The following is a 26128-nucleotide window of genomic DNA, read 5'->3' on the forward strand; positions in this document are numbered from 1 at the left end:
ACAATTGACCTGTTTTGTCAAGCTGCTAGTGTACGTACGGATTCACGTGAGACGCGATGATCGAAAACAAGAGAATCAACGACCCCGGGGGCGTGCGCCGCAGGATTATCGATGCTGCCTATGACGCCTTTGTAACGCAGGGTTATCTCGCAACCGGCATGCTTGAGCTGCGCGAGCGGGCTTCCGTGTCGGGCGGCGCAATGGCGCATCATTTTCCTGCAAAGCGCGACCTCGGGCTTGCGGTCATCCGTGACCGCGTCGCTGCTGCCGTTCGGCAGACATGGATCGAACCGCTGCGCACATGTGCGGATACACCGACCGCCATAGACCTTATTTTTGAAGCCATCATCGGTGAACTGACACAAAAGGACCGGGTCTCCGGTTGTCCGCTCAACAACATGGCAATGGAAGTTTCACAGCATGACGCCGAAATGCGCGCACTTGTCGATGCCGTATTCGGAGACTGGCACGAAGCGCTTTCCGCCAAGTTTGCGGCAGATCTGGAGGAAAAACGCGCCATCGGGCTCAATCCCCGGACAGTCGCAACGCTGGTCATTGCCGCCTATTCAGGCGCCATGACAATGGCAAAGGCAAGCCAGGATGTCGGCCCCCTCCGCGAGTGCCGCGCCCAATTGGCGGCGTTGCTGGCGGCGAGCTACCGCCGGCCCTGACCGGAAATCGCATTTAGGGAGAGTCGGGCTGATTTCACTTGAAAATCAGGCTTGTGCAGCCAGATGGACAGTGAATGAGTGGCAGAGACGGTGCTATTTCTTCGATGTCAATTTGCCCTCGCGTATGACCCACGCAGTGGCTCCCGCACTGCTGATATGTTGAAGTTCTTTCTGATGATTGCGCATAGTGCGATGGCGTGAGCGTTCCCAGGATTCAGTAACATACGCCGCTCGGCACTGGTTTCTCCTAGATCCTCAGTAACCACCTTATACATATCTGCGATCTCCATCCTCGGAATCGGCTCGTGGAGCTTTCCATCCTCATATGCGAGACGCTGAGCCTCCTGATACTTCCGATAGGCCTCATTCACGCTGGGAATAGACAGGGCTTCAGAAGAGATGTCATTTCGAACAAACTCCATGCAACCACGCGGATAGTGATCGCCCAGAGCGTCAATGACATCGCCTCCCTTCTTGAACACCTCAATCGCAGAAGCGTCGCTCGCACCCGAGAATGCGGCGTGGCCGTATTTTTGGATCATGTCGTACGCGGCTTTCAGCGCGGCCTCCTCGTCTCCAGCCTGAAGCTTCGCGTGAATTTCCTTCGCTCCATCCATGTGATCTGTGAAAATCGCGTGGGCTAAAGGGTTGGTGCTTGCAACGTCGTTCATGAACTCCTCGAACGACCCCGGCGTCGCAACTTGTGCAATCACCCCTGACGCGAGAAATCCAATCCCGGCGCAAAGCAATAAGAATTTTTTCATGCAACTCGTCCCCACTTTTGCACGCCCCGGAATATCTATCCGCCTATCATGACGCCGCTGACGTCAATGGTGGCTGTTCCACATAAAAGCGCGCTATGGGATTGATGTCACGGTCGCTCACAAACGGAGCGCAAGCGGGAGCGAGATCTGGTCTATATCGCTCGAGAGTGGCTTCAAAGACCGCGAGACATGGAGCTGCGTGGGATAATGGACAAGATCAAGGCGAAGAGGCCGACCGGCAGCTATCCCGACCGCCGCAAGAATATTACCGCCGGATCAACGGCCATCAAAATGTTGTGCAAGACATGGGCTCATGCGGGATTGCGGCGTCAGCCAACTGAAAAAACGGTGCTTATGGCGGAGAGGGTGGGATTTGAACCCACGATACCCTTGCAGGTATGCCGCATTTCGAGTGCGGTGCATTCGACCACTCTGCCACCTCTCCGCGGTCTTGGTCGGCGCTTGTTCGGCGCGGGCGTTCTCATAACGGGCATATGACAGGTTGGCAAGCCGAAAAGTCGAAACATTCCATCCTTTTGCCTTGACACCATTCCGTCACTCGCGTATCCCGCTTGCGCAATAGGTGTGGAGTAGTCCCGCCTTGCCCGCTCCGCGCTCGCGCGGGGTTTCACCGGCAGACCAGAGTTCCGGGCTAGTTCCCTGAAATCCCTGCTTAACTTCGACTGATAAAAAGACGGCCACCTGCTGAAATAGCGGGGAGCGCCGGAACGAACATGAAAGGATAAAAAATGTTCGCAGTCATCAAGACCGGCGGTAAGCAGTACCGTGTGGCAGCCAACGACGTGCTGACCATCGAGAAGCTTGAAGCATCCGCTGGCGACTCCATTGAATTCACCGAAGTCCTCGTGATCGGCGAAGGCGCCGACGCGGCGATCGGTGCGCCCTTCGTTGCCGGCGCCTCCGTCAAGGCGGAAGTCGTCGACCAGACCCGCGGCAAGAAGGTCATCGCCTTCAAGAAGCGCCGTCGTCAGAATTCGAAGCGTTCGCGCGGCCATCGCCAGCATCACACGGTCGTCCGTATCACGGACATCGTGGCTGCCAAGTAAGATCAACGGGTTTCAGGTTTAAAGGAGAACTCCAATGGCACACAAAAAAGCTGGCGGTTCCTCGCGCAACGGTCGCGATTCCGAATCCAAGCGCCTTGGCGTGAAGAAGTTCGGCGGCGAAGCCGTCATCGCAGGCAACATCATCGTGCGTCAGCGCGGTACGCAGTGGCATCCCGGTTCCAACGTCGGCCTCGGCAAGGATCATACGATCTTTGCACTTACCGCCGGCAATGTGGACTACCGAACGAAGGCCAACGGTCGCGTCTACGTGTCTGTCATGCCGAAAGCGGAAGCAGCGGAATAAGCCGGTAGCGCTCAAAAACAGCCGGCGTCTCATCGACCCGGCTGACCGTACCAGGTTCAGTCCAGAAAACAGGGGAGATGGGGCGCCATCTCCCCTTTTTCTTTGTCCAAACAGGAGGACTGAACATGCAAGGCGAATTGATAAGGGTAGACCAATCCCGGTCTTCCCGGGAAGACCAGCGGTCTTCCAAGGAACGGCTGAGGCCGGAGCGGTTAAGGACCGATTGCCCTGTCTTGTTATCGGAAAGGCTCGTCATGCGCGCGCCCCACGAAGAAGACATCGACGCCCTTGCCCATCTCGCCAACAACGCCAAAGTCGCCACCATGGTATCGCGTATGCCGCACCCCTATACCGCCAATGATGCCGCCGACTTTGTTTGGCGTTCGCGAAATGGCGAGATTGGTAAGTGCGTCTATGCCATCACCAAGGCCGAAAACGGCGCCTTCATGGGGTGCTGCGGCGTCGAACCGCATAGCGACGGCAAGACCGTCGAGATCGGTTACTGGCTGGGCGAGCCCTATTGGAACCAGGGCTATACGACCGAGGCCTGCCATGCCCTCGTCGACATGGTGTTCAGGACGCGGCAGGACGTCGACCAGATCGATGCCCGCTGCCGGGTGATGAACGTCGCCTCTCGGCGCGTCATCCAGAAGTGCGGCTTCCAGTTCCAGGGATCGGGACTTGCGGCCTCGCTTGCGCTCGGCAGCAACGTGCCGGTGGAGTGGTACAGGCTCGACCGCAAGACCTGGATGTCCCTCCGAAGCTGGGGGAACATCGCATGAGCACGACGGCACTGCAAAGGCCGGATTCCAAGTCGATGATGCCCGGCCCCGCGCCTGTTATCTCGACCGCCCGGCTGACGCTCCGCCCGCACAGGCTGAGCGACGCGCCCGCCATCGCGGAATCGCTTTCCGATTTTGCGGTGACGCGCATGCTCTCCCGCGTGCCCGCGCCCTTCGATCGGCAGGATGCGCTGGACTGGCTGGTGCCGGTCACCTCTGGCGCCCTGCCGGACTGGCCGCTTGCGATCACCTGCACGGACGATGTCCATATCGGCAACGTCTCGATCGAGCTGCGCCACGGCCGCTGGCACCTCGGCTACTGGCTGAACCGCTACTACTGGCGGCGCGGCTATATGAGCGAGGCGGTGGCGGCGATCATCGAGCGCTTCTCGCGCCGCATGCCGGAGACGCCTGTTCATTCCGGTGTCTTCGCCGACAACCCGGCTTCGCTGCGACTGCAGGAGAAGCTCGGGTTCCGCATGACGGGTTGCGGCGAAATCTATTGTTTCGCCCGCAACACCATGGTGTCGCACATCGAAACCGTGCTGCAGCCGGGCGCGCTGCAGCCGCGCAAGGTCGCATAACCGAGCATGATGCCGAAAACTGTGAGCGGTTTTCGGACAACGTCGTGCTCTCATAGTTAAGAGGAGACGCCGCCGGCTCGGCGGCGTCTCCGTCAATCGCCGATCTCGACCCAAACGGGAAAGTGATCGGAACCGACGGATTGCGTATCGATCCGGGCGGATTTCAACCGGCCCTCCAGGCCGCAACTGACGAAACAATAATCGAGATGCATGCGTTTGCCGCGATCCTCGGGATCCATCCAGCTGTAGCTTCCCGGGGGATAGGCGCCGAGCGCCGAAAAGGCGTCGACCGGCGTGCCGATTCTGGCGACACGGCCGTAATATCCGCCGCCGGCGCCGGCAAGCGCACAATATTCGGGCGATTCGGGCTCCATATTGAAATCGCCCATAATGATATAATCCGTGGGCAGCGGCGGCTCCGGCAGCTCAAGCTCGCTTCCCCCCGTCAGCGATCCGCCCTCCTGTACGAAGGCGTTGATACGCGCGTTCAAGAAATGCAGCTGGCGGATGCGCTCGTCCGCCGAGACATGGTCGAGATGAACGGAATAGAGACGGACCGCTTCCCTGGGCGCGGCGATCAGCGCCTCGGTTGCGCCGCGCTGCAGGTTGATCTTGGCGATCGTCCGGCTGCGCGGCAGAAGCAGCGTCCGGGTCGAAAGGATCGGCCAGCGCGACAGCACCATGTTGCCGAACTGAAAGCGCGTGCCGCGCACCGGCTGCAGGCCGCCTTCGCCCCCCTCGATATGGATGTCGCAGGCCGGCCCATACACCCAGAAATGGTCGGGAAAGAAGGCGGCAATGTCAGCCACCATGTCGGCAAAACCGTTGCGCCAGAAGCCGCGGGTTACCTCCTGGAGCGCGATGACATCGGCGCCTTCGAGGCTTTGGGCAATGCGCTTGAGATCGTATCGGCCGTCGAGACCGAAGCCGTACTGTATGTTATAGCTCACGAAATTCACGATAATCTTTGACCTCCGTCGGAACCGCCTATATCGAATGGGCCAAGACGGGCCGTCCAACTGCCACGAATATTGGAAGTAAAATGAAATTTCTCGACGAAGCAAAGGTCTATATCCGATCCGGAGATGGTGGCGCGGGCAGCGTTTCCTTCCGGCGCGAGAAGTTCATCGAATTCGGCGGCCCCGATGGCGGCGACGGCGGACGCGGCGGCGACGTTTGGGTCGAGGCCGTCAATGGCCTCAACACGCTGATCGATTTCCGCTATCAGCAGCATTTCAAGGCGACGATCGGCACCCATGGCATGGGCCGCAACCGCACCGGCGCCAACGGCAGCGACGTGACGCTGAAGGTCCCGGTGGGAACCCAGATCTTCGAGGAAGACCGGGAAACGATGATCTGCGACCTGACCGAGGAAGGCCAGCGTTACTGCCTCGCCCATGGCGGCAATGGCGGCTTCGGCAACGCCCATTTCAAAACCTCGGTCAACCAGGCGCCGGATTGGGCCAATCCCGGCCTGCCCGGCGAGGAAAAAACCATCTGGCTGCGGCTAAAGCTGATTGCCGATGCCGGCCTCGTCGGCCTGCCCAATGCCGGCAAGTCGACCTTCCTCGCATCGGTTACCCGCGCCCGGCCGAAGATCGCCAACTACCCATTCACCACGCTGCATCCCAATCTCGGCGTTGCCACCGTTGATGAACGGGAGTTCATTCTCGCCGATATTCCGGGCCTCATAGAAGGCGCCCATGAGGGTGTGGGCATCGGCGACCGTTTCCTCGGCCACGTCGAGCGCACCCGGGTGCTGCTCCATCTCGTCTCCGCCCAGGAGGAAAAGGTCGGAAAGGCCTATAAGACGGTCAAACACGAGCTCGAAGCCTATGGCAATGAGCTCACCGACAAGCCCGAGATCGTGGCGCTGTCGCAGATCGACGTGCTCGATGAGGCGGAACTGAAGAAGAAGACGAAGGAATTGGCCAAGGCCTGCGGCAAGACCCCCTTCCAGATCTCGGCTGTGACAGGAAGGGGCATGACCGAGGTTCTGCGGGCGCTGCGCGACATCATCGTCGAGAACAATGCCGAGGAAAAGCCGGCCAAGGCGCCGAAACTCCGGCATCGGGACATGATCGTCAGCGAAGAGGGCGAGGACGAGGATGGGGCCGATGACCAGCCGTAAGCCGCTCGGCCGCTACCGCCGCATCGTCATCAAGATCGGCTCCGCTTTGTTGGTCGATCGCAAAGCCGGGCTGAAGAAGGCTTGGCTTGATGCCATGTGCGCCGATATTGCGGGGCTGAAGGCCAAGGGGATCGACGTGCTCGTCGTCTCCTCAGGGGCAATCGCGCTCGGCCGTTCGGTGCTCGACCTGCCCTCGGGCGCACTGAAGCTCGAGGAAAGCCAGGCTGCCGCCGCCGTCGGCCAGATCGCCTTAGCGCGCGCCTGGTCGGAGAGCCTGTCGCACGACGAGATCGTCGCCGGTCAGATCCTGCTGACGCTCGGCGATACCGAGGAGCGCCGCCGCTATCTCAATGCGCGCGCCACCATCAACCAGCTGCTGAAGATCGGCGCCGTGCCGATCATCAACGAGAACGACACTGTCGCGACCAGCGAGATCCGCTATGGCGACAATGACCGTCTCGCCGCCCGGGTGGCGACGATGACGGGCGCCGACCTGCTCATTCTTCTCTCCGATATCGACGGCCTCTATACCGCGCCGCCGCATCTCGATCCGAACGCGACCTTCCTGGAAACGATCGCCGAAATCACCCCCGAGATCGAAGCAATGGCCGGCGGCGCGGCCTCCGAGCTTTCGCGCGGCGGCATGCGTACCAAGATCGATGCGGGCAAGATCGCGACGACCTCGGGCTGCGCCATGATCATTGCCTCGGGTAAGACGGAAAGCCCGCTCTCGGCGATCGAAAACGGCGCGCGCTCCTCCTGGTTCGCTCCCTCCGGAACGCCCGTCACCGCCCGCAAGACCTGGATAGCCGGGCAGCTGCAGCCGGCTGGCGAACTGCACGTCGATGACGGCGCCGTGACGGCGCTCGGCGCTGGCAAGAGCCTGCTTCCCGCCGGCGTGCGCAGCATCTCCGGGCTTTTCAGCCGCGGCGATACGGTGGCGATCATCGGCCCTGCCGGCCGCGAGATCGCCCGCGGCCTGGCAAGCTACGACGCCGAGGACGCCCGCCGCATCGCCGGCCGCAAGTCGGCGGAGATCGAAGCCATCCTCGGTTATGCCGGGCGCGCCGCCATGGTCCATCGCGACGACATGGTGATGACCGCCCAGATTGGACAGAAATCTGAAAGGCAGAAGAAGGACGCAAGCTATGCTTGATACCGTTGCGCCAGGCCCTGACATTGATGCGCTGATGAATGACATCGGCTGCAAGGCGAAGGCTGCCGCGCGACCGCTGGGCTTTGCGTCTACCGAAGCAAAGAACAAGGCGTTGAGCGCCATGGCCGACGCAATCCTCACGAACAAGGCGCATATTCTCGCTGAGAATGCCAAGGATCTGAAGGATATCGAAGGCAGCGAAACCCTCGCCTCCTTTGTCGACCGGCTGACGCTGAACGACAAGCGCATCGCCGAGATGGCTGAGGGAATCCGCGCCATCGCGGCGCTTGCCGATCCGGTCGGCGAAGTCATCGCCGCCTGGGACCGGCCGAACGGCCTGAAGATCGAGCGCGTCCGCACCCCGCTCGGCGTCATCGGCGTCATCTTCGAGAGCCGCCCCAACGTCACGGCCGATGCCGGCGCCCTCTGCCTGAAGGCTGGCAATGCGGTTATCCTGCGCTGCGGCTCCGATTCGCGTCGTTCATCGCGCGCTATCCATGCCTGCCTTGTCGAGGGGCTGAAGGCCGCAGGGCTTCCAGAGCATGCTATCCAGCTTGTTCCGGTCACAGATCGCGCCGCCGTCGGCGCCATGCTGCGCGGGCTGGATGGGGCAATCGACGTCATCGTACCGCGTGGCGGCAAGAGCCTGGTGGCCCGTGTCCAGAGCGAGGCGCGCGTGCCGGTCTTTGCTCACCTTGAAGGCCTCTGCCACATCTATGTCGATGCATCAGCCGATATCGAGATGGCGAAGAAGATCGTCGTCAACGCCAAGATGCGCCGCACCGGCATCTGCGGCGCGGTCGAAACCCTGCTGATCGACAATGCCGCCATCGGCACGCACCTGGCCCCGTTGCTCGAGGTTCTCACCGAGGCCGGCTGCGAAATCCGAGGCTCCGCAACGGTGCTGGAAGTCGTACCCGGCATGAAAGCCGCGACGGAGGAAGACTGGTCGACTGAATATCTCGACGCGATTATCTCGGTCGCCACCGTTGACGGCATATCGGGCGCGATCTCCCACATCCAGACATACTCATCGAACCACACCGAGGCCGTCATTGCCGAGGATCCCGCTGTCGTTCAGCGCTTCTTCACCGAAGTCGATTCGGCGATCCTGCTGCACAATGCCTCGACCCAGTTTGCCGACGGTGGCGAGTTCGGCATGGGCGCGGAAATCGGCATCGCCACCGGCAAGATGCATGCCCGCGGCCCCGTCGGCGTCGAGCAGCTCACCTCCTTCAAATACCGGGTGCGCGGTGCCGGACAGACCCGACCCTGACGTGACGACGGAAAAGCTGGACCGACGTTATCTCCGCATGCCGCACAGCGAGCGCGGCATGATTGTCGGCCTGTTCGGCGGGTCGTTCAATCCGCCGCATGAGGGCCATGCGCTCGTCGCCGAAATCGCCATCAAGCGGCTCGGCCTCGACCAGCTCTGGTGGATGGTGACTCCCGGCAACCCGCTTAAAAGCCGCAATTTTCTCGCGCCTCTCGCCGAGCGCGTTGCCGAAAGCGAGCGTGTCGCCGCCGATCCGCGCATCAAGGTCACTGCTTTCGAGCAGGCGTTCGGCGTCAGCTTTACCGCCAACACTTTGGCCCGCGTCAGGGCCCGCAATCCGCATGTGCATTTCATCTGGATCATGGGCGCCGACAGCCTGCAAACCTTTCACAAATGGCAGAAATGGCAGGAGATCGCCCGCACCTTTCCAATCGCGGTGATCGACCGGCCGGGCGCAACGCTCTCCTACCTCTCTTCGAAAATGACGAGGACCTTCGATTTTGCCCGCATTGACGAGGACGACGCGCGGGTACTCTGGAAGAAGCGAGCGCCGGCCTGGACCTTCATCCACGGGCCGCGCTCCGGCCTGAGCTCGACGGCAATCCGCAACGGCGCGTTGCCGGGCACGGTCAGATAGCTGATTTTCAGAGAAATCCCGGAAACGAGAAAGCCCGACGGGGGAGGAGATCCGTCGGGCTTATAAACTCGACCGACAACTGGGAGGAGGAGTGTTGCCGATCCTGTCGAACGGCTATGGGAGGAGGAGAAAGCCGTTTCGATAGGTGTGTTGTACCATATTCCGCGGGAAGGTGAATATCATTTTGTGCAACGCAGCAATGCAGACGATGCAATACTGCGGGTAACTACCCCTGGAATGCTGCCTCTTTAATCGGCAAGTCCTGCAAAACAGCGTCTTTGCCCCTGCGGGTCTTCTGCCTGACCGCTCGCCGTCCGCGGCTCATTGCAGCCCCGCGAACATCTTCGTCTTAGAAAGCAATGCACCTCATGAATAGGTAGGGCCGTTTGTCCATCGATACGGTTATATTTTCCTAGATATATCCCTAGCCAAACTGGGAGCGTCGTTATATTCCTCGAGATATTTCGAATCCCGGGAGTGACGGCATGCAGAACCGCTGCCAATGGATGAAACTGGCAACCGCCGCGATCACGACTCTCTGGTTAGGCGCGGCAGCGCTGCCGGCGTCGGCCGCAGCCGCTGAAAAACTGACCGTCTTTGCCGCCGCGAGCCTCAAGAATGCGCTCGACCCCGCCAGTGCCGCCTGGGCCAAGGAGAGCGGCAAGGAAGCCGTCGCCTCCTATGCGGCGAGCGGGGCGCTTGCCAAGCAGATCGAAAACGCCGCCCCGGCTGATATCTTCATTTCGGCCGATGGCGATTGGATGGATTATCTCGCGGAGAAGAAGCTGATCAAAGCCGGCACCCGTTCGGACCTGCTCGGTAACCGGATCGTGCTCGTTGCCGAAAAGGACAGGGCAAAGCCGGTTGAGATCAAGGATGGTTTCGATCTCGCCGGCTTGCTCGGTGACGGCAGGCTTGCCATGGGTGAGCCGAAATCGGTCCCGGCAGGCAAATACGGCATGGCCGCGCTGGAAAAGCTCGGCGTCTGGACATCGGTTGAATCAAAGGTGGCCGGCGCCGAAAGCGTGCGCGCCGCCCTCGCCCTCGTCTCCCGTGGAGAAGCGCCTTACGGCATCGTCTACCAGACCGACGCGGCAGCCGATAAGGGTGTCGCGATCGTCGGCACGTTCCCGGCCGAGTCCCACCCGCCGATCATTTATCCGATCGCAATTCTTGCCGAGAGCACGAATCCGGATGCATCAGCCTATCTCGACTTCCTGAAGTCCGAAAAGGGTGCCGCCTTCTTCGCTGCCCAGGGTTTTATTGTTTTGAAGTGATTGAAGGATTGAGATGGTTGCGGAATCAGGGGCGGCAGCCTAGCGTCAGTCGAGGCTCCTGACAAAATCGACCAATTACTTTCGTCATACTCGGGGCTTGTCCCGAGCATCGGCAATCGGTTGATGTACAGCAGGTGTCAGGCATCAAGCCGCGGCTGCCCCTCACCCTAACCCTCTCCCGTAACTCGGGCGTGGCAAACGCGTTGAGTTTGAGGAAGACGGTGCGGTAAATCTCTTCTCCCCTCACGCGGGGGAGGTGCCGGCAGGCGGATGAGGGGCGTTGGGTGACACCGCAGGCTCGTCATCAAACTGAGGCTTGCTTCGGCGACTTCGATTTTCAGGGAGACGGTTTCGATTGGATACACTGGGTCTGAGCAATGAGGAATGGACGGCGATCCTGCTCAGCCTGCGCGTTTCGATCGTCGCCATGCTGGCGAGCCTGCCCTTCGGCATTCTCGTTGCCCTGCTGCTGGCCCGCGGCCGCTTCTGGGGCAAGTCGGTGCTGAACGGCGCCGTTCACCTGCCGCTGATCCTGCCTCCCGTCGTCACGGGTTTCCTTCTTCTCATCCTCTTCGGCCGTCGCGGCCCGATCGGCAGCCTGCTTGACCAGCATTTCGGCATCGTCTTTTCCTTCCGCTGGACTGGCGCGGCTCTCGCCTGCGCCGTCATGGCCTTTCCGCTGATGGTGCGCAGCATCCGCCTGTCGATCGAGGCGGTCGACCGCAAGCTGGAAGAGGCGGCCGGAACCCTCGGTGCCAGTCCTGCCTGGGTTTTCCTGACAATTACTCTGCCGCTGACCCTGCCCGGCATTATCACCGGGATGATCCTTTCCTTCGCCAAGGCGATGGGGGAGTTCGGCGCAACCATCACCTTCGTCTCCAACATTCCGGGCGAGACGCAGACGCTGCCTGCAGCGATCTATACCTTCACCCAACTGCCGGGCGGTGATGCCGGCGCGCTGCGGCTGACGCTGGTCGCCGTCGTCATTTCCATGGCCGCCCTGCTCGCCTCCGAATTCCTCGCTCGTCTCGCCGGCCGGAGGATCGATCCGGAATGACGCTGATCGTCGAGGCAAGACAAAGGCTCGGCGCCTTCTCGCTCGACGCCGCTTTCACCTCCGAAGGCGGTGTCACCGCATTGTTCGGCCGCTCCGGCTCCGGCAAGACCTCGCTGATCCGCATCATCGCGGGTCTCGCGCGTCCGGATGAGGCGCTCGTCGCCCTTGACGGCGAACGGCTCACCGACACGGCAGCCGGCATCTTCGTCCCGAAACACCGCCGCCGTTTCGGTTACGTCTTTCAAGAGGCACGGCTGTTCCCGCATTTGAGCGTCCGCGCCAATCTTTCCTACGGTCGCTGGTTCGCACCGAGGGCTGCGCGCGGGGAGAGCCTCGATCGCATCGTCGAGCTGCTGGGCATCGAAACGCTGTTGGAACGCAGCCCCGCAAGACTTTCCGGTGGCGAAAAACAGCGGGTCGCGATCGGTCGCGCCCTCCTCTCCTCGCCCCGCCTGCTCTTGATGGACGAGCCGCTTGCTGCCCTCGACGAGGCGCGCAAGGCCGAGATCCTGCCCTATCTTGAGCGGTTGCGCGATGAGACCGAAATCCCAATCGTCTATGTCAGCCATTCGATCGCCGAGGTGGCGCGGCTCGCAAACCAAGTGATCGTCATGCGCGACGGCAGGGTGGAGGCAGCTGGCCCGGCCGTCGACATTTTGAGCCGCTCCTCGGCGACTGCCGACCGGCGGGAGGCGGGCGCGCTGCTGCAGGGCGTCGTCGAAAGCTCCGACGCGCATCACAATCTGTCGATCGTCGCCCTGAAATCCTGTCGGCTGCATGTTCCCGGTGCGCCGCTTGCGCCGGGCAAGCCGGTCCGCATCCGCATCCCCTCGCGCGACGTCATGCTGGCGACCGCAAGACCGGAGGGCCTCAGTGCGCTGAACATTCTCGACGGCAGAATCGACCAGATCTCGTCGGATGAGGACGGGACGGTTGAAATCCGGCTCGACTGCGGCGGCGTCGCCATTCTCTCGCGCATCACCGCGCTTTCCTGCGAACGCCTCGATCTCCAGCCTGGCAAAACCGTCTTCGCCATCATCAAGACGGTTGCTCTGGAGACCTGATCAGTCGGCCGCGTCAGGTCGGTAGGCTACTTGCACTTGTCTTCGAGCCAGGTGAGATCGTCGGCAAGACTTGCGCGCAGGGTTCTTTCCATCCGACGAAAGCGCGTGAGCAATTCTTCGCCGAAGGGCGTCAGCGCCGCGCCGCCGCCCTTCTGGCCGCCGCGTTGCGGCTCCACCACCTGTTCGCGGAACATCCCGTTCATCTCGCTGACGAGCAGCCATGCGCGGCGATAGGACATGTCCATCGCCCGCCCGGCCGCCGAGATCGATCCGGTCACGCGGATATGCTCCAGCAACTCCATCTTGCCGTGACCGAGACGATGCTCATTCGGAAAGCTGATTCGCAGGACGGGAACAGGTGTTTTTGCGGCTGGGTCGGTCATCGAATCGAGAAATCGAGGAATTTGCCGCACTTTACGCCGCGGCACGGAAACTGTACACCGACCGCACAAGCAGCCTGGGCAGCAATATTCTTCAATTCGGACGGCAGATCGGATTTTCGGCCGCTCTGTACCTTAGCACGTCTTGAAACATTGATGGTTTGATGCCTATCTTAACCATGATCCGGTCTCGATCGGATCTCGTGTTGTGCATGGTTTGTCATTCCAGGAAAGGGAAAAAACTGACAACAGTACACGCCAAGGGAAAAACGCTCGCCGTTATCCCGAAGAGTGCGGAACGTGGCGCCGATGCCGCTGCCCGCGCTTTAGAAGCCGTCCTCACCAGCCTTGAGGACTCCAAAGCTGAAGATATCGTCACCATCGACATTGCCGGAAAATCGGCGCTTGGAGACTACATGGTCGTCGTCTCCGGCCGCTCGAACAGGCATGTCCTGGCGATCGCAGATCACCTGCTCACCGATCTCAAGGACGAAGGCTTCGGTACGGCCCGCGTCGAAGGTCAGGAAGGCGGCGACTGGATCCTGATCGACACCGGTGACATTATCGTGCATGTGTTCCGCCCTGAAATCCGCGAGTTCTACAACATCGAAAAGATGTGGGCGGCTCCGGATATGGATGAAGAAACACGGCATTGACCGGCGAACCGGCATCGTCCGGCGCCTGAGTCGCGGCATTTGACTGGCCGGAAAAGATGAGAAGCCGGCCGTGGCGCATCGTGTGCCTGAAATGCCGTCATGAGCAGGAGCGGGGAATGCGAATTGGCCTTTTTGCGGTGGGACGGCTGAAGTCCGGCCCTGAAAAGGATCTTGTGGCCCGTTACCTAGACCGCTTTGCCAAGGCCGGCTCCGCCGTCGGCCTCGAATTCACCCGTGTTGCCGAAGTTGGCGAAAGCCGCGCATCCAATGCGGAGACCCGCAAGCGCGAGGAAGCGGCGATGCTTTTGAAGTCGCTGGCCGAGGGCAGCATTCTCATTCTTCTCGACGAACGCGGCAAAGCGCTCGACAGCGAAGCCTTCGCAAACCTGCTTGCCAGTTATCGTGACCAGGGCAAGCGCGAGCTGACGATCGCAATCGGCGGAGCCGACGGCCTTGATCCCGCCCTTTACGACCGGGCCGACGCCACGCTTTGCCTGGGCAAGATGACCTGGCCGCACCAGCTCGTGCGCACGCTGATCGCCGAGCAGCTCTACCGCGCCGTCACCATCCTCTCCGGCCACCCCTATCACCGCGTCTGACCATTCCGTTTCCGCCCATGCCTTTGGCAATATGCGTCGCATTGTCACGCAGCCGTGTTTTGCTCAGGCAGCCATTCTCCTGCAAACTTCCTGGCAAAGCATGCCAAATCAGCTTAGTCTCCGCGCGATTTGAGAGAGTGCCCGGACAAGCATGACGACGACTCCAACCAGGCGACACCGCGTGATCCTGCCGGCACTTGCGGCCGGTTTCGGTGTTGCGGTCACCCTCGTGTCGACAAGCCCGTTTTCAGTACAGGCCCAGGATGCCGCTCCGGAGGCGGCGCAATCTTTTAACGCGCCGGCGGCCGAGCCGCCGCCGCCCGATCCGGCCGCCGAACTCGCCGCCAAACGGGATCAGACCCGCGCCGAGCTAGAAACCCTGTCGAAGACAATCAGCCTCTCCTCGGACAAGGTGAGCGAACTCCAGCAAAGCATCAGCAATCTGGAAAAGAACACGCAGAGCATTCGCCAGGCGCTGATCGATTCCGCCGCCCGCCGCAAGGGGCTCGAAACGCAGATCCTCGAGAGCGAGAAGAAGCTTGCCGATCTCGGCGTCAAGGAGGATGGCATCCGCCGTTCCCTGCATGAGCGCCGCGGTCTGCTGGCGGAAGTGCTGGCGGCGCTCCAGCGCATGGGCCGCAATCCACCGCCGGCTTTGCTCGTCACGCCTGACGACGCGCTTGCTTCCGTGCGCAGCGCCATTCTTCTCGGTGCCGTCGTGCCCGGCATGCGCAAGAAGACCGACAAGCTCGTCGCCGATCTCGCAAGCCTGGCGGCACTGCAGACGGCAAGCGCCGCCGAGAAGACTGCGCTCACGGCGACGATGGCTGACGGCATCGAGGAAGAGCGGCGCATGGACCTGTTGCTCGCCGAAAACGACAAGCTCAGCCGCAGCAACGCCGCCGAACTGGAGGCCGAGAGGAAGCGGTCGGAGGAACTGGCAGGCAAGGCGACCAGCCTGGAAGGCCTTGTCGCCTCTATGGAATCCGAGATCGCTTCAGTACGGGAAGCGGCCGCCGCCGCCCGCCAGGCCGAGGAGAACCGCAAGCTCCTGACGGACGAGCAACGGGCTCAGGCGAAGGCGCTGGCCGAGAGCGGCGTGCCCGATAAAAACCGCATTGCGCCCGCATATCCCTTCGCAGAATTGAGGGCGAAATTGGAACTGCCCGTGGCAGGCGATATCCTGCGCCAGTTCGGCGATGCCGATGGCACCGGGCACGAAGCCATGGGAATGACGGTCGCCGCCAACCCGGAGACGGTGGTGACTGCGCCGGCAGATGGCCTGGTGGTTTTCGCCGGTGCTTTCCGCAGCTACGGTCAGATGATCATTCTCGACGTGGGCGACGGATATCACCTGGTTCTCTCGGGAATGGATACGATCAATACCCGTCAGGGAAAATTCGTTTTCTCCGGCGAGCCGCTCGCCGTGATGGGAGCGAAAAGAGTGGCAAGCGCAACCGCATTGGCGCTGGAAACGGACCGGCCAACGCTTTACATTGAATTTCGAAAAGACGGTAAACCGGTCGATTCCCGACCGTGGTGGACCGCCAAGGACACTGGAAAGGCACGCAATGATTCGTAGGGCTTCTCTTGTTCTGGTCGGCGCATTGATGGGTGCGACCGCGATGAGCGTCATCTACTCGGCAGGTGTGCCTGCAGAAGCAGCCGGATCCTCCACATACAAGGAGCTGTCGGTATTTGGCGACGTTTTCGAACGCGTGCGCGCGCAATACGTCACACCGCCGGCCGAAGACAAGCTGATCGAGAACGCCATTAACGGCATGCTGTCCTCGCTCGACCCGCATTCGAGCTATATGAATGCGAAGGACGCCGAAGACATGCGCACCCAGACGAAGGGTGAGTTCGGCGGCCTCGGCATCGAAGTCACCATGGAAGACGAGCTGGTCAAGGTCATCACCCCGATCGATGACACGCCCGCCGCCAAGGCCGGCGTTCTCGCCGGCGATTACATCTCCGAGATTGACGGGCAGTCCGTTCGTGGCCTGAAGCTGGAAGACGCTGTCGAAAAGATGCGCGGCGCCGTCAACACGCCGATCAAGCTGACGCTGATCCGCAAGGGCGCCGACAAGCCGATCGAGCTGACGATCGTCCGTGACGTCGTCGCCGTCCAGGCAGTCAAGTCGCGCGTCGAGGACGATGTCGGTTACCTCCGCATCATCTCCTTCACCGAAAAGACCTATCCCGACATGGAAACGGCGATCAAGAAGATCAAGGACGCCGTTCCGGCCGACAAGCTGAAGGGTTATGTCCTCGACCTGCGCCTCAATCCGGGCGGCCTGCTCGACCAGGCGATTAACGTCTCCGACGCCCTGTTGCAGCGTGGCGAGGTCGTTTCGACGCGCGGCCGCAATCCGGATGAAACCCGCCGCTTCAATGCCGGCCCGGGCGACCTTACCGATGGCAAGCCGGTCATCGTCCTGATCAACGGCGGTTCCGCGTCCGCATCGGAAATTGTCGCCGGCGCCCTTCAGGATCTGCGCCGCGCCACCATTCTCGGAACCCGTTCCTTCGGCAAGGGTTCGGTCCAGACGATCATTCCGCTCGGCGAAAACGGCGCGCTGCGCCTGACCACGGCGCTCTATTACACGCCATCCGGTCGCTCGATCCAGGGCACCGGCATTACGCCCGACATCAAGGTAGAGGAGCCGCTGCCGGAGGAACTGCAGGGCAAGATGGTGACCGAGGGCGAATCCAGCCTGCGCGGCCACATCAAGGGCCAGAGCGAAACCGACGAGGGTTCGGGCTCCGTTGCCTATGTGCCGCCGGACCCGAAGGATGACGTTCAGCTGAACTATGCGCTCGACCTTCTGCGCGGCAAGAAGAACGATCCAGCCTTCCCGCCGAACCCGGATAAGGCCGTCGTCGCCAAGTAATCGATGATCGCAAGGCCGGGCACTCGCCCGGCCTTGACCCTTTCTGCTGTTTCCCGGTTTTGGAGCGGGCGAGAAAATTGGGAACGGACCTGCATGCGCCTTTAGGGCGCAACCGCAAAACCGGCAGCCGGCGTCCGGGTGTGCTGCGCGTCGGCCGCATCGCCGCCAGCCTGTGCCTCTTCGCGATAGGCGGCTTTTCTATTTATACCGCCTTTCGTGGCGATGGGCTTGAGCGCGCCAGGTCGCCTGCGGCCGAACAGGCAGCAAATGAACAGTCCGGTACGCCACCGACGACCGCTGCCAATCAGGCGGCGAACGGCATTCCTCGCGCCGATCCACGCTCGGGCGCCAATGTCGAGCAGACGGTCACCGGAGATGGCTCCGTCGTCACCAAATACAGTCCCCGCCCGCGCGACGGCAGCGGGCCGGTGCTGGTCGATGCCATGCAGATCGGCCAGGATCCGCGCCTGGCAGCTCAACCCAACGAAGCCTTGCTCGAAGAGACCGCGTTTGGCAGGCTGCCGATCGTCGGCCCGGACGGTCGGCGGCCGATGGACCAATATGCCCGTCCTTCATCCCAAGCGCGCGGCATCCGCATCGCCATCGTGGTCAGCGGCCTTGGGCTCAGCCAGACGGGAACGCAGCGCGCCATCGCCGAACTGCCGGAGGAAATCACCCTCGCCTTTGCCGCGAGCGGCAACAGTCTGCAGCGCTGGATGCAGGAAGCCCGCCGCGGCGGCCACGAGATTCTCCTGCAGGTGCCGCTTGAGCCGTTTGATTACCCGGCCAATGATCCGGGCCCGGAAACCCTGCTGACAAGCAAACCGGTCGCCCGCAATATCGAGAACTTGCACAAGGCGATGGGCGAGATCACCAACTATACCGGCATCATGAACTATCTCGGTGGCCGTTTCCTCTCCGACCCCGCCGCCATGGAGCCTGTCATGCGCGACATCCGCAAGCGCGGCCTGCTCTTCCTCGACGATGGGACTTCGGCCCAGTCGAAAACGGCGGCGGTCGCCAAGGGAACCGAGCTACCCTATGCGATTGCCGATCTGCAGCTTGACGGCCAGCTCGATGTCAACGCCATCTTGAAAAAACTCGACGAACTCGAGCGCGTCGCTCGCAAGAACGGCCAGGCGATTGGTATCGCTTCGGCTTTTGACGAAAGCATCGACGCCATTGCGAAGTGGAGCGAGGAGGCGTCGATGCGCGGGATCGAAATCGTCGGTGTCGCGGCGTTGTCCAACGATCCTAAAAACCCCTGAGATGATGTCCTGAATGGAGAAGAAGATGAGCCAGGCGACCGTGAAAGCCGAGGATCTGCCCTATCGCCCATGCGTCGGCGTGATGATCCTGAACCGCGATGGTCTGGTCTGGGCCGGGCGACGCATTCCCGACGGCAATTCCGAATATGACGGCTCACCGCAGCTCTGGCAAATGCCCCAGGGAGGCATCGACAGAGGCGAGGATCCCCTGGATGCCGCCTATCGCGAGCTTTACGAGGAGACCGGCATCAAGACGGTGACCCTGCTCGCCGAAGCGCGGAACTGGATCAATTACGACCTGCCGCCGGCACTGATCGGCATCGGGCTGAAGGGAAAATTCCGCGGCCAGACGCAACGCTGGTTCGCCTTCCGCTTCGAAGGCGAAGAAGGCGAGATTGCCATCAACCCGCCGCCTGGCGGCCACGAGCCGGAATTCGATGCCTGGGAGTGGAAGCCGATGCAGGAACTGCCGGGATTGATCGTGCCCTTCAAGCGCGCCGTCTACGACCAGGTGGTCGCCGAATTTCAGCACCTGGCAACGCTTCAATCGGAAGACTGATTGCGGCAGGGCGACCGCGTTTGGGCTTGCAGCAGGAGGAAGGCATGGCTGGTGCATTCGAATGCCTGGCAGCTGGATCGTCTCCGACAACCTCAGATCGGGAGTACCGGCCGTCAGAGACGGCCGATATTGCTTAGGAATTCATTCGGCTTCGTTGGCGGAATCGGCGTTGAGCTGGCCGTATTTGCTTTCGCCGATTTTCTCGAGCAGATCGAGCTGGGTTTCAAGGAAGTCGATATGGCCTTCCTCATCCATCAGCAGCTCTTCGAAAAGCTTCATGGAAACGTAATCGCCGGCCTCATGACAGATATCGCGCGACTTCTTGTAGGCCGTGCGGGCGTCGTACTCGCCGGCGAGATCGGCTTCCAGGACTTCCTTGACGTTCTGGCCGATGCGCAGCGGTGCGAGCGTCTGCAGATTGGGATGGCCTTCGAGGAAGATGATGCGTGCAACGAGCCGATCGGCGTGGTGCATCTCTTCGATGGATTCGGCGCGTTCCTTCTTGGCGAGCTTGGTGTAGCCCCAGTCCTCGAGAAGACGATAGTGAACCCAATATTGGTTGACCGCACCGAGTTCGAGGAACAGTGCCTCGTTAAGCCGCTCGATGACCTTTTTGTCGCCTTTCAATGTCCGCTCTCCTGTTTTCCTCATGGAATTGCTTCAAGCGTGACATGAAATCAAATATTTCGGCTTCCGTCGAGTGGCGACGGGCGTGATATTCCTCGGTCGTCTGGATGATGATGTCGACCACGTTAGGGAAGCAGCCGCAGCAACGGCCGCGTTTTTCCATGGCGTGATAGACCTTCGCAGGCACGATAAGCTGCCAGCAGTCTTCATCGAGAAGGCTGGTGATAACCTCCCGGATTTCCTTGTCGGTTATGTAATTGCAGCTGCAGACAAGCACGTCTTCATTTCCAAACATGACACTGACTATCGTGTTTTCTGCTAAAGAAGATGGTGGCTGTCAAGAAAAAATTCGAATCCGACGCATCGATTGGAATCGATGGGCGAGGCCTGTTGCAAATCGAGTGGAATTGTACGGCGATCACAGGATGAGCGCATGCCCCGGTCGATCCGGCCGCTCAATGAAAGTTCCGCCCGCGCGGCATGACCTCGGCGGTTTCCTCCGCACCGGCATGGCGGCCTGTGACACTCGCCCGCCTTTCCAATTCCGCCCTCTCCGTCGCATTCGCAAGCCTTCTCTGCCGTGCGTCGACCCCTGGTCTCAGCACCTCGTCGGCGCGCTCGCAGGCCCCGAAACGTCGGGCCTCGCGTTGCAGGATGCCAAGAGCCGGCGTCATATCCTCGATATGCTCGACGACCGTATGGATTACGCCGCTATGGCTTTGCAGCCTGCCACGGATTTTCACGAGCCGGGCGCCCATGACGACCGCCCGGTATTTGTCAAATATCTTGCTCCAGACGATTGCATTGGCAACGCCGGTCTCATCCTCCAGCGTCATGAAGATGACGCCCTTGGCCGAACCCGGGCGCTGGCGTACCAGCACCAGACCGGCAATTGTCACCCTCTTTCCGTTCGGCACCGTCAGGAGATCGACATTGCGCGTGATGCCGATCTTCCGGAATTCTTCCCGCAGGAAGGACACCGGATGCGCCTTCAGCGATAATGACAGATAACGATAGTCCTCGATCACCTGCTCGCCCGGCGGCATGTCAGGCAGGCTGGCCTTCGGTTCGACCTGCAGATCGATATGGTTCACCCGGTCGAACAGGGGCAATTTTTCAGGAGCGTATTTCGTATCAAGGGCTCTTGCCGCCCAAAGCGCCTCACGTCTCGACAGGCCGATCGAGCCGAAGGCATCGGCATCCGCCAGCCTTTCGATATCGCCTCTGTCGAGGCCGGACCGCAGCCAGAGATCGCGAACCGAGCCATAACCATCGCCTCTATTGGCGAGAAGGCTCTCCAGCGCTTTCTCGGACAGACCCTTGACCTGCCGAAAGCCGAGGCGGACGGCTCGCTTTGCCTTGATGATGTCCCGCATATCGGCATGCCGCCTGTCGACGGCATTTCTGTCGAACACCGCCTCTTCGAGATGGCAATCCCAATTGGATCTATTGACGTCGACAGGCCGGATTTCGACCCCGTGTTCCCTGGCGTCCCGAACGAGCTGCGCCGGTGCGTAAAAGCCCATCGGCTGCGAATTGAGCATGGCAGCGCAAAAGACGTCGGGATAATAGGCCTTGATCCAGGACGAGGCATAGACCAGCAGCGCGAAGGAAGCCGCGTGGCTTTCCGGAAAGCCATATTCGCCGAAGCCTTCGATCTGGCTGAAGCAGCGTTCGGCGAAATCCCTCGGATAGCCTCTGCTGGTCATGCCATTGATCAGATCGTCCTTGAACTCATTGACCTTTCCCAACCGCTTGAAGGTCGCCATCGAGCGGCGCAGGCGGTCGGCCTTGGCAGGTGAGAATCCCGCCGCCGTGATCGCGATCTGCATCGCCTGTTCCTGAAACAGGGGCACGCCGAGCGTCCGTTTGAGGATCGGAATCATCTCGTCTTTCGGATAGTCGATCTTGAAGCCGGGAGAATGCGACTGCTCCCGCCGGGTCAGGTAGGGATGAACCATATTGCCCTGAATAGGTCCCGGACGGACGATCGCCACTTCGATCACGAGATCGTAGAATCGTCGCGGCTTCAGCCGGGGCAGCATGCTCATCTGCGCCCTGCTTTCGATCTGAAAGACGCCCAGCGTATCGGCCCGGCACATCATGTCATAAACCGGTACGCCCTCGTCTCCGTGTTCCCTGTTGCCGAGATCGGCAAGGGTTTTCTTCACGTCATAATGCAGTTCGAGCAGTGAAAAAGCCTTTCTGAGGCAGGTCAGCATTCCAAGAGCCAGAACGTCAACCTTCAGGATCTTGACGTTGTCGAGATCGTCCTTGTCCCATTCAATCATGTAGCGGTCCGGCATCGCCGTCTTCATGATCGGCACGACTTCATCGAGCCGGTCCCGTGTGATGACGAAGCCGCCGACATGCTGGGTCAGATGACGCGGAAATCCGAGAAGCTCGGACGCATAGCGCAGAACGTTTGATGTCACCGGATCCGAAATCTCGAGCCCCGCCGCCTTGGCATCACGCTCCGACAGATTATCCTCCGACCAGCCCCAGACCAGGCTGCTGATCGCCGACTGGACGTCCTCTGAAAGCCCGAAGGCCTTGGAGACCTCGCGGCCGGCGGAACGGGTGCGATAGGTGGTGACACCGGCCGTCAGCCCGGCATGCTCCCTGGTATACTTTCTGTAGATGTACTGGATGACTTCTTCGCGCCGGTCATGCTCGAAATCCACATCGATGTCAGGCGGCTCGTCGCGATCCATCGAAATGAAGCGGTCGAAAAGCAACGTGCTTTTGGTCGGATCGACTTCCGTGATCTCGAGGCAATAGCAGATGACTGAATTGGCGGCAGAACCGCGGCCCTGGCACAGGATCTTCAATTCATAACGTGCATGCTGGATGAGCTTATGGACCGTCAGGAAATAAGGCTCGTATTTCTTCTCCCGAATGAGATTGAGTTCATAGTCGATCTGGGTCTGGATTTCAGAAGGAACGCCATCCGGATAGCGCTTCTTAGCCCCCTCCCTCGTCAAACGTTCGAGGGTTTCATAAGGTGTCTCGCCAGGATCGTTTTCCGGCGGATAATTGTGTTTCAACTCATCGAGCGAAAACGAAAGTCTGCCGAAAAATGTCCCGGTATTGGCAATCGCCTCCGGATAGTCCCGAAAGAGCCGGGACATTTCACGTTGGCCCTTGAGATAACGCTCGGCATTCGGAGCAAGAAGAAAACCTGCCTCGGCAATCGGCACATGCTCGCGGATCGAGATGACAATATCGGAAAGGGGACGGCGATCCGTATGGTGATAGAGCGGCTGATTGGTCGCGATGACAGGAATGCGGTAGCGGGCGGCGATCACGGAAAGTGCTGCGAAAACCTGCCTGTCGCGGCCATCATAGGCAGGCGCCAGCGCCACGTGAAACGCCTTGCCGAAACGGTTCCGGAAACGTGCGAGACAGGCTTCCAATTCCTGTTGGGCCGCAAATCCTATGGCCGCGGCCTGGCTGGGAACAAGGGCGAGCATCATCTCGTCTCCCCATTCCATGATATCCGCCTCGTAAAGCAGGCAGGATCCCTTTTCTGCTCTCAGATTTCCCGCACTCAGCAAACGGCAGAGATGCGCCCACCCTCGCCTATTCTCAGGATAGGCAAGGATATCAGGCGTTCCATCCGAAAAGACGAGGCGGGCGCCCGGCTGAATCCGGATTGGGTCGAGAACCTTCTCCTCCTCTCTGTCATCGAGATTCTTCTCGTACCTTCTTCTGAATTTCTCTTCGATCTCCTGCGCCTGCGCATGCGCCCTGACGACGCCGGCAACTGAGTTCCGATCGGCGATTCCAAGACCGGAAAGTTTCAGTGCGGCGGCCTGCACCACCATTTCCTCAGGCTTCGAGGCACCCTCCAGAAAGGAGAAATTGGTGCGGGCGCCGATCTCGAAAAATGCAGGTGCCGCGCTCATGCGAAAATCCCATGCATGAACCAGCGCGGCGGCGGCTCTTCACCGTAAAAGCCTTCGCGGTAAATCCAGAAACGATGCCCGGAATTGTCTTCGACACGGAAATAGTCACGCGTTTTGGCGTCGGCGCCATCGATCCACCACTCCATGGCAAGCCGTTCCGGGCCTTCGCTGCGCTGAACCTGATGCTGAATGCGGCGCCACCGAAAACTTTGCGGCGGCCCCTCCGGAACTTCGGCAAGCAAAGCCTCCACCGGTTCCGGCTTGGCAAAAAGCCTCAGGGGCCGCTCGCTCCGAGCGGGGAAAAGACGACTTTCCCCGCTCCTGCGCTGCGGCGGAAAATTCTCCATGAGTGGGCATGCGATAACCGCACGCTCCGGCACATGGCTTTCGCGGAGCTGAAAGCTTTGAAGACAGTCCGCGCCAAGGCGCGCCGAGACGCGGTCGATGAAAGCTGCAAGCGATATCTCTCTTTGCCGGCCGCCATCGAAATCGCCCTGCGTGTCCTCGAAGGGCTCATGGCGCACGACATTCAGCCGCAGGATCTCGAAACCGTATCCGGCATCGAGATCGTCATGGATTGCCTGCAGACGCTGGGAAAAAAGATCCGCGATCCGCTTCGGCTCCCTGAGCGGCCGTGAAGCGCCGACAGAAATCCGGAAAATCCGGCCATCGACCCGAAACAGCACGAGTTCGAAGACGCGGCCGCCGGCGCCGCGGGCTTCCAGGGAGGGTTTCAGCGACATGGCGATCTGGCCGGCAAGGGCGAGAATATCCTCTTCGGTGCCGATCGGTTCGGCCAGCCGCCGCTCGGCCGAAAGGCTCGCAACCGGCAGGCGCGGCGAAACCGGTTCCTCGTCATGTCCGAGCGCCTGATCGAGCCGCAAAAGCAAGCTTGCTCCAAAACGGCGGGTCAGCGGCGCCCGCGGCGCGTTCATGACATCGCCGATATATTTCAGCCCGAGCTTCTTCAGCGATGCCACGGTTTCTTCGTTCAGCCGAAGCGCGGCGACCGGCAGCGGCGCCAGCACATCTTCCATTTCCTCGTCTTCGATGACGCCGCCATTGCCGAAACGGGCGACGGCCGAGGAAAGGCCGGGCGAAGAGGAGATCGAACCCTGGACGTCGAGCCCCATATGGAAGAGCCTGAGGAGAATATCATTCAGCAGCGCTCTCTCGCCGCCGAAAAGATGGACGCATCCGCTAATATCGAGAAACAGCCCGTCTCGTCCGTCGATCGCCACCAGCGGCGTATAGCGGTCGCACCAGTCGGCGATGGCTTCGAGCAACCGCGCGTCGGCGGCCGGATCCTCCTCGACGATATCGATCTTCGGGTGCATGGCGCGCGCTTCCGCGACGCCTTGACCCTTCTTCAGGCCAAGCGCTTCCGCGGCCTCGTCCAGCGCCGTCAGCCGCATGGCATTCTCGTGCTTTCCGGCACAGACGATCGGCGCAGCCTCAGGACGCCCTTTCAAACGCCAGGAAAGGCCCCATTTTCTGCGGGCGATCCTGTCCGTCGGAAGATGCGGAAAGCTGAGCGCCAGGATACGCTGACCGTTCGTCTGGAGTAAGAGCGTGCCTTGGTTCGCCGATGGGGAAAAACTGACGTTCATGAGGGTTCCACTCCAGAAGAAGGGAGAGCGGAGCCGGGTTACGGCTCTTCTCCAGGCTGAGACGAAAAACCGGATTGCCGATGCTGCCGGCAAGCCTCGATCCATCTGACAGAGCCCGCATGCCGGACGGTGCGGGCTGGGCAAGCAGCCGGAAGACGGCGCTGCTTGCCTCCTCCTCTCCCGCCTGCCGAAGCAGGAAGAGAGGCCGGCCGGCCGCCTTGGCGCGAAGACCGAGCCGCCGGCTCTCGGTCAGACCGAAATGTACAGGATTGCCCCTGATCTCCAGGATGACGACCGAAAAGGCACCGCTTTCCACCGCGGTTTCCGCAAGCCAGAGCGCCTCATCGAGCTTGCGCGGCAAAGCCTGCAGGAAACGCTCGGGCCGCAAGCCGAAATCCTGCAGACCTACCGCATAGGGAAGGCCAGCCTCCATCGTCGAGACCGTATCGCCGATCCAGAGTATTGGCGAACAGTCGCTCGCCTCCTCCTCCACCCGCTGCAGCAGCGCTGCGGCCGCAAGTGCGAACCCACAGGCGGCTCCCGCATCCCGCAAAAGCGTGGAACGGATTTCCGTTATCGCATCGAGCGGCAGCCCGCCTTCCATCGCTTCGTCGAGCGGTGTCACGCCGAACGGCAGGCGCTGTCCGCGCCCATTCCGTTCCGCATCCTGCCGCCCGGTCCTCCCCGAAGCCAGGGCTTCCCGCTCCGCTGCCGCAAGTGCCGGCGCAGGTTTTCCTTCCAGCTTGGCGATGGTTTCGCGGAGCGCAAAAAGCCGCTCGCGCGCCAAGGCGTTCTGCGCCATGGCGTTTACTCCGTCCGTCTTGTTCCTGTTATGTTCTTATGGATTCCAGAGAGCT

The 26128-nt window shown here is 61.1% G+C and carries 25 protein-coding genes, 1 tRNA gene and 1 pseudogene; 18 read left to right on the forward strand and 9 right to left on the reverse strand.

Translation table 11 applies throughout. The features are described 5' to 3' along the window. The first annotated feature begins 56 nt into the window (after positions 1-56). Positions 57-671 (forward strand): TetR/AcrR family transcriptional regulator, encoded by a 615-nt coding sequence (locus FFR93_RS32555; RefSeq protein ID WP_138396251.1) that lies wholly within the window; start codon positions 57-59, stop codon positions 669-671. 107 nt (positions 672-778) lie between these two features. Here FFR93_RS32555 and FFR93_RS32560 read toward each other — a convergent pair whose 3' ends face one another. Then, on the reverse strand, positions 779-1435 hold the full coding sequence (locus tag FFR93_RS32560) for a hypothetical protein (RefSeq protein ID WP_138396252.1): 657 nt from the start codon (positions 1433-1435) through the stop codon (positions 779-781). A gap of 355 nt (positions 1436-1790) precedes the next feature. Continuing rightward, a tRNA-Ser gene (locus tag FFR93_RS32565) sits at positions 1791-1880 on the reverse strand. 304 nt (positions 1881-2184) lie between these two features. Here FFR93_RS32565 and rplU point away from each other — a divergent pair. The 4 genes from rplU (at position 2185) to FFR93_RS32585 (ending at position 4172) form a co-directional block, all read left to right on the forward strand. Next, positions 2185-2502 (forward strand): 50S ribosomal protein L21, encoded by a 318-nt coding sequence (rplU, locus tag FFR93_RS32570; protein WP_007824851.1) that lies wholly within the window; start codon positions 2185-2187, stop codon positions 2500-2502. 34 nt (positions 2503-2536) lie between these two features. Further along, the gene (rpmA, locus tag FFR93_RS32575; protein ID WP_004676172.1) at positions 2537-2806 is read left to right on the forward strand and encodes a 50S ribosomal protein L27; all 270 of its coding nucleotides are present in this window, start codon (positions 2537-2539) and stop codon (positions 2804-2806) included. 125 nt (positions 2807-2931) lie between these two features. Beyond that, positions 2932-3588, forward strand: a complete 657-nt coding sequence (locus FFR93_RS32580) for a GNAT family protein (protein WP_011427247.1) — start codon at positions 2932-2934, stop codon at positions 3586-3588. Continuing rightward, complete coding sequence (locus FFR93_RS32585) at positions 3585-4172, forward strand: GNAT family N-acetyltransferase (RefSeq protein ID WP_138396253.1); 588 nt, start codon at positions 3585-3587, stop codon at positions 4170-4172. Before FFR93_RS32580 ends, FFR93_RS32585 begins: the two co-directional genes overlap by 4 nt. Before the next feature lie 92 nt (positions 4173-4264). Here FFR93_RS32585 and FFR93_RS32590 read toward each other — a convergent pair whose 3' ends face one another. Next, the gene (locus FFR93_RS32590) at positions 4265-5131 is read right to left on the reverse strand and encodes an endonuclease/exonuclease/phosphatase family protein (RefSeq protein ID WP_138396254.1); all 867 of its coding nucleotides are present in this window, start codon (positions 5129-5131) and stop codon (positions 4265-4267) included. Between the two features lie 83 nt (positions 5132-5214). Here FFR93_RS32590 and obgE point away from each other — a divergent pair, with 83 nt between their 5' ends. The 7 genes from obgE (at position 5215) to modC (ending at position 12770) form a co-directional block, all read left to right on the forward strand. Next, a complete protein-coding gene (gene obgE, locus FFR93_RS32595) occupies positions 5215-6303 on the forward strand; it encodes a GTPase ObgE (protein ID WP_138396255.1) in 1089 nt (362 codons plus the stop codon). Further along, a complete protein-coding gene (proB, locus tag FFR93_RS32600; RefSeq protein WP_064708110.1) occupies positions 6290-7459 on the forward strand; it encodes a glutamate 5-kinase in 1170 nt (389 codons plus the stop codon). The genes obgE and proB overlap by 14 nt, the downstream gene beginning before the upstream one ends. Next, positions 7452-8735: a glutamate-5-semialdehyde dehydrogenase gene (locus FFR93_RS32605; protein ID WP_138396256.1), complete on the forward strand. Its 1284-nt coding sequence runs from the start codon at positions 7452-7454 to the stop codon at positions 8733-8735. Before proB ends, FFR93_RS32605 begins: the two co-directional genes overlap by 8 nt. A gap of 37 nt (positions 8736-8772) precedes the next feature. Further along, complete coding sequence (locus FFR93_RS32610; RefSeq protein WP_246569430.1) at positions 8773-9372, forward strand: nicotinate-nucleotide adenylyltransferase; 600 nt, start codon at positions 8773-8775, stop codon at positions 9370-9372. 485 nt (positions 9373-9857) lie between these two features. Beyond that, a complete protein-coding gene (gene modA / locus FFR93_RS32615; protein ID WP_138396258.1) occupies positions 9858-10649 on the forward strand; it encodes a molybdate ABC transporter substrate-binding protein in 792 nt (263 codons plus the stop codon). Positions 10650-11004: 355 nt separating this feature from the next. After that, positions 11005-11706: a molybdate ABC transporter permease subunit gene (modB, locus tag FFR93_RS32620; protein ID WP_064712483.1), complete on the forward strand. Its 702-nt coding sequence runs from the start codon at positions 11005-11007 to the stop codon at positions 11704-11706. Then, on the forward strand, positions 11703-12770 hold the full coding sequence (modC, locus tag FFR93_RS32625) for a molybdenum ABC transporter ATP-binding protein (protein WP_138396259.1): 1068 nt from the start codon (positions 11703-11705) through the stop codon (positions 12768-12770). The genes modB and modC overlap by 4 nt, the downstream gene beginning before the upstream one ends. 26 nt (positions 12771-12796) lie before the next feature. Here the strand turns inward: modC and FFR93_RS32630 are convergent, their stop codons facing one another. Beyond that, positions 12797-13153 carry a winged helix-turn-helix domain-containing protein gene (locus FFR93_RS32630; protein ID WP_138396260.1) on the reverse strand — a complete coding sequence of 119 codons (357 nt, stop codon included), beginning with the start codon at positions 13151-13153 and terminating at the stop codon, positions 12797-12799. A gap of 209 nt (positions 13154-13362) precedes the next feature. Between FFR93_RS32630 and rsfS the strand changes: the two genes are divergently transcribed. From rsfS to FFR93_RS32660, 6 genes are all read left to right on the forward strand, one after another. Next, positions 13363-13806, forward strand: coding sequence for a ribosome silencing factor (rsfS, locus tag FFR93_RS32635; protein WP_064708117.1), 444 nt, complete (start codon positions 13363-13365; stop codon positions 13804-13806). Positions 13807-13922: 116 nt separating this feature from the next. Beyond that, on the forward strand, positions 13923-14405 hold the full coding sequence (gene rlmH, locus FFR93_RS32640; RefSeq protein ID WP_064708118.1) for a 23S rRNA (pseudouridine(1915)-N(3))-methyltransferase RlmH: 483 nt from the start codon (positions 13923-13925) through the stop codon (positions 14403-14405). A gap of 181 nt (positions 14406-14586) precedes the next feature. Beyond that, the gene (locus FFR93_RS32645) at positions 14587-15987 is read left to right on the forward strand and encodes a murein hydrolase activator EnvC (RefSeq protein ID WP_138396315.1); all 1401 of its coding nucleotides are present in this window, start codon (positions 14587-14589) and stop codon (positions 15985-15987) included. Beyond that, positions 15977-17299 (forward strand): S41 family peptidase, encoded by a 1323-nt coding sequence (locus FFR93_RS32650; protein ID WP_138396261.1) that lies wholly within the window; start codon positions 15977-15979, stop codon positions 17297-17299. Before FFR93_RS32645 ends, FFR93_RS32650 begins: the two co-directional genes overlap by 11 nt. 77 nt (positions 17300-17376) lie before the next feature. Continuing rightward, positions 17377-18567 (forward strand): divergent polysaccharide deacetylase family protein, encoded by a 1191-nt coding sequence (locus FFR93_RS32655; RefSeq protein ID WP_138396262.1) that lies wholly within the window; start codon positions 17377-17379, stop codon positions 18565-18567. Positions 18568-18592: 25 nt separating this feature from the next. Further along, entirely contained in the window at positions 18593-19126 is a 534-nt protein-coding gene (locus FFR93_RS32660; protein ID WP_064708122.1) for an RNA pyrophosphohydrolase, read from the forward strand. A gap of 141 nt (positions 19127-19267) precedes the next feature. Here the strand turns inward: FFR93_RS32660 and bfr are convergent, their stop codons facing one another. From bfr to FFR93_RS41655, 5 genes and pseudogenes are all read right to left on the reverse strand, one after another. Continuing rightward, positions 19268-19753: a bacterioferritin gene (gene bfr, locus FFR93_RS32665; RefSeq protein ID WP_064696427.1), complete on the reverse strand. Its 486-nt coding sequence runs from the start codon at positions 19751-19753 to the stop codon at positions 19268-19270. Further along, positions 19719-20121: pseudogene (locus FFR93_RS32670) on the reverse strand ((2Fe-2S)-binding protein). Before FFR93_RS32670 ends, bfr begins: the two are co-directional and overlap by 35 nt. Before the next feature lie 87 nt (positions 20122-20208). Continuing rightward, positions 20209-23661, reverse strand: coding sequence for an error-prone DNA polymerase (locus FFR93_RS32675; protein ID WP_138396263.1), 3453 nt, complete (start codon positions 23659-23661; stop codon positions 20209-20211). Beyond that, positions 23658-25133 carry a DNA polymerase Y family protein gene (locus FFR93_RS32680; protein ID WP_281407920.1) on the reverse strand — a complete coding sequence of 492 codons (1476 nt, stop codon included), beginning with the start codon at positions 25131-25133 and terminating at the stop codon, positions 23658-23660. Before FFR93_RS32680 ends, FFR93_RS32675 begins: the two co-directional genes overlap by 4 nt. Then, on the reverse strand, positions 25117-26073 hold the full coding sequence (locus FFR93_RS41655; RefSeq protein WP_064712474.1) for a hypothetical protein: 957 nt from the start codon (positions 26071-26073) through the stop codon (positions 25117-25119). The genes FFR93_RS32680 and FFR93_RS41655 overlap by 17 nt, the downstream gene beginning before the upstream one ends. Positions 26074-26128: the final 55 nt, after the last annotated feature.

This window comes from Rhizobium sp. MHM7A (assembly GCF_005862215.1).
GTDB classification, from domain to species: domain Bacteria; phylum Pseudomonadota; class Alphaproteobacteria; order Rhizobiales; family Rhizobiaceae; genus Rhizobium; species Rhizobium bangladeshense.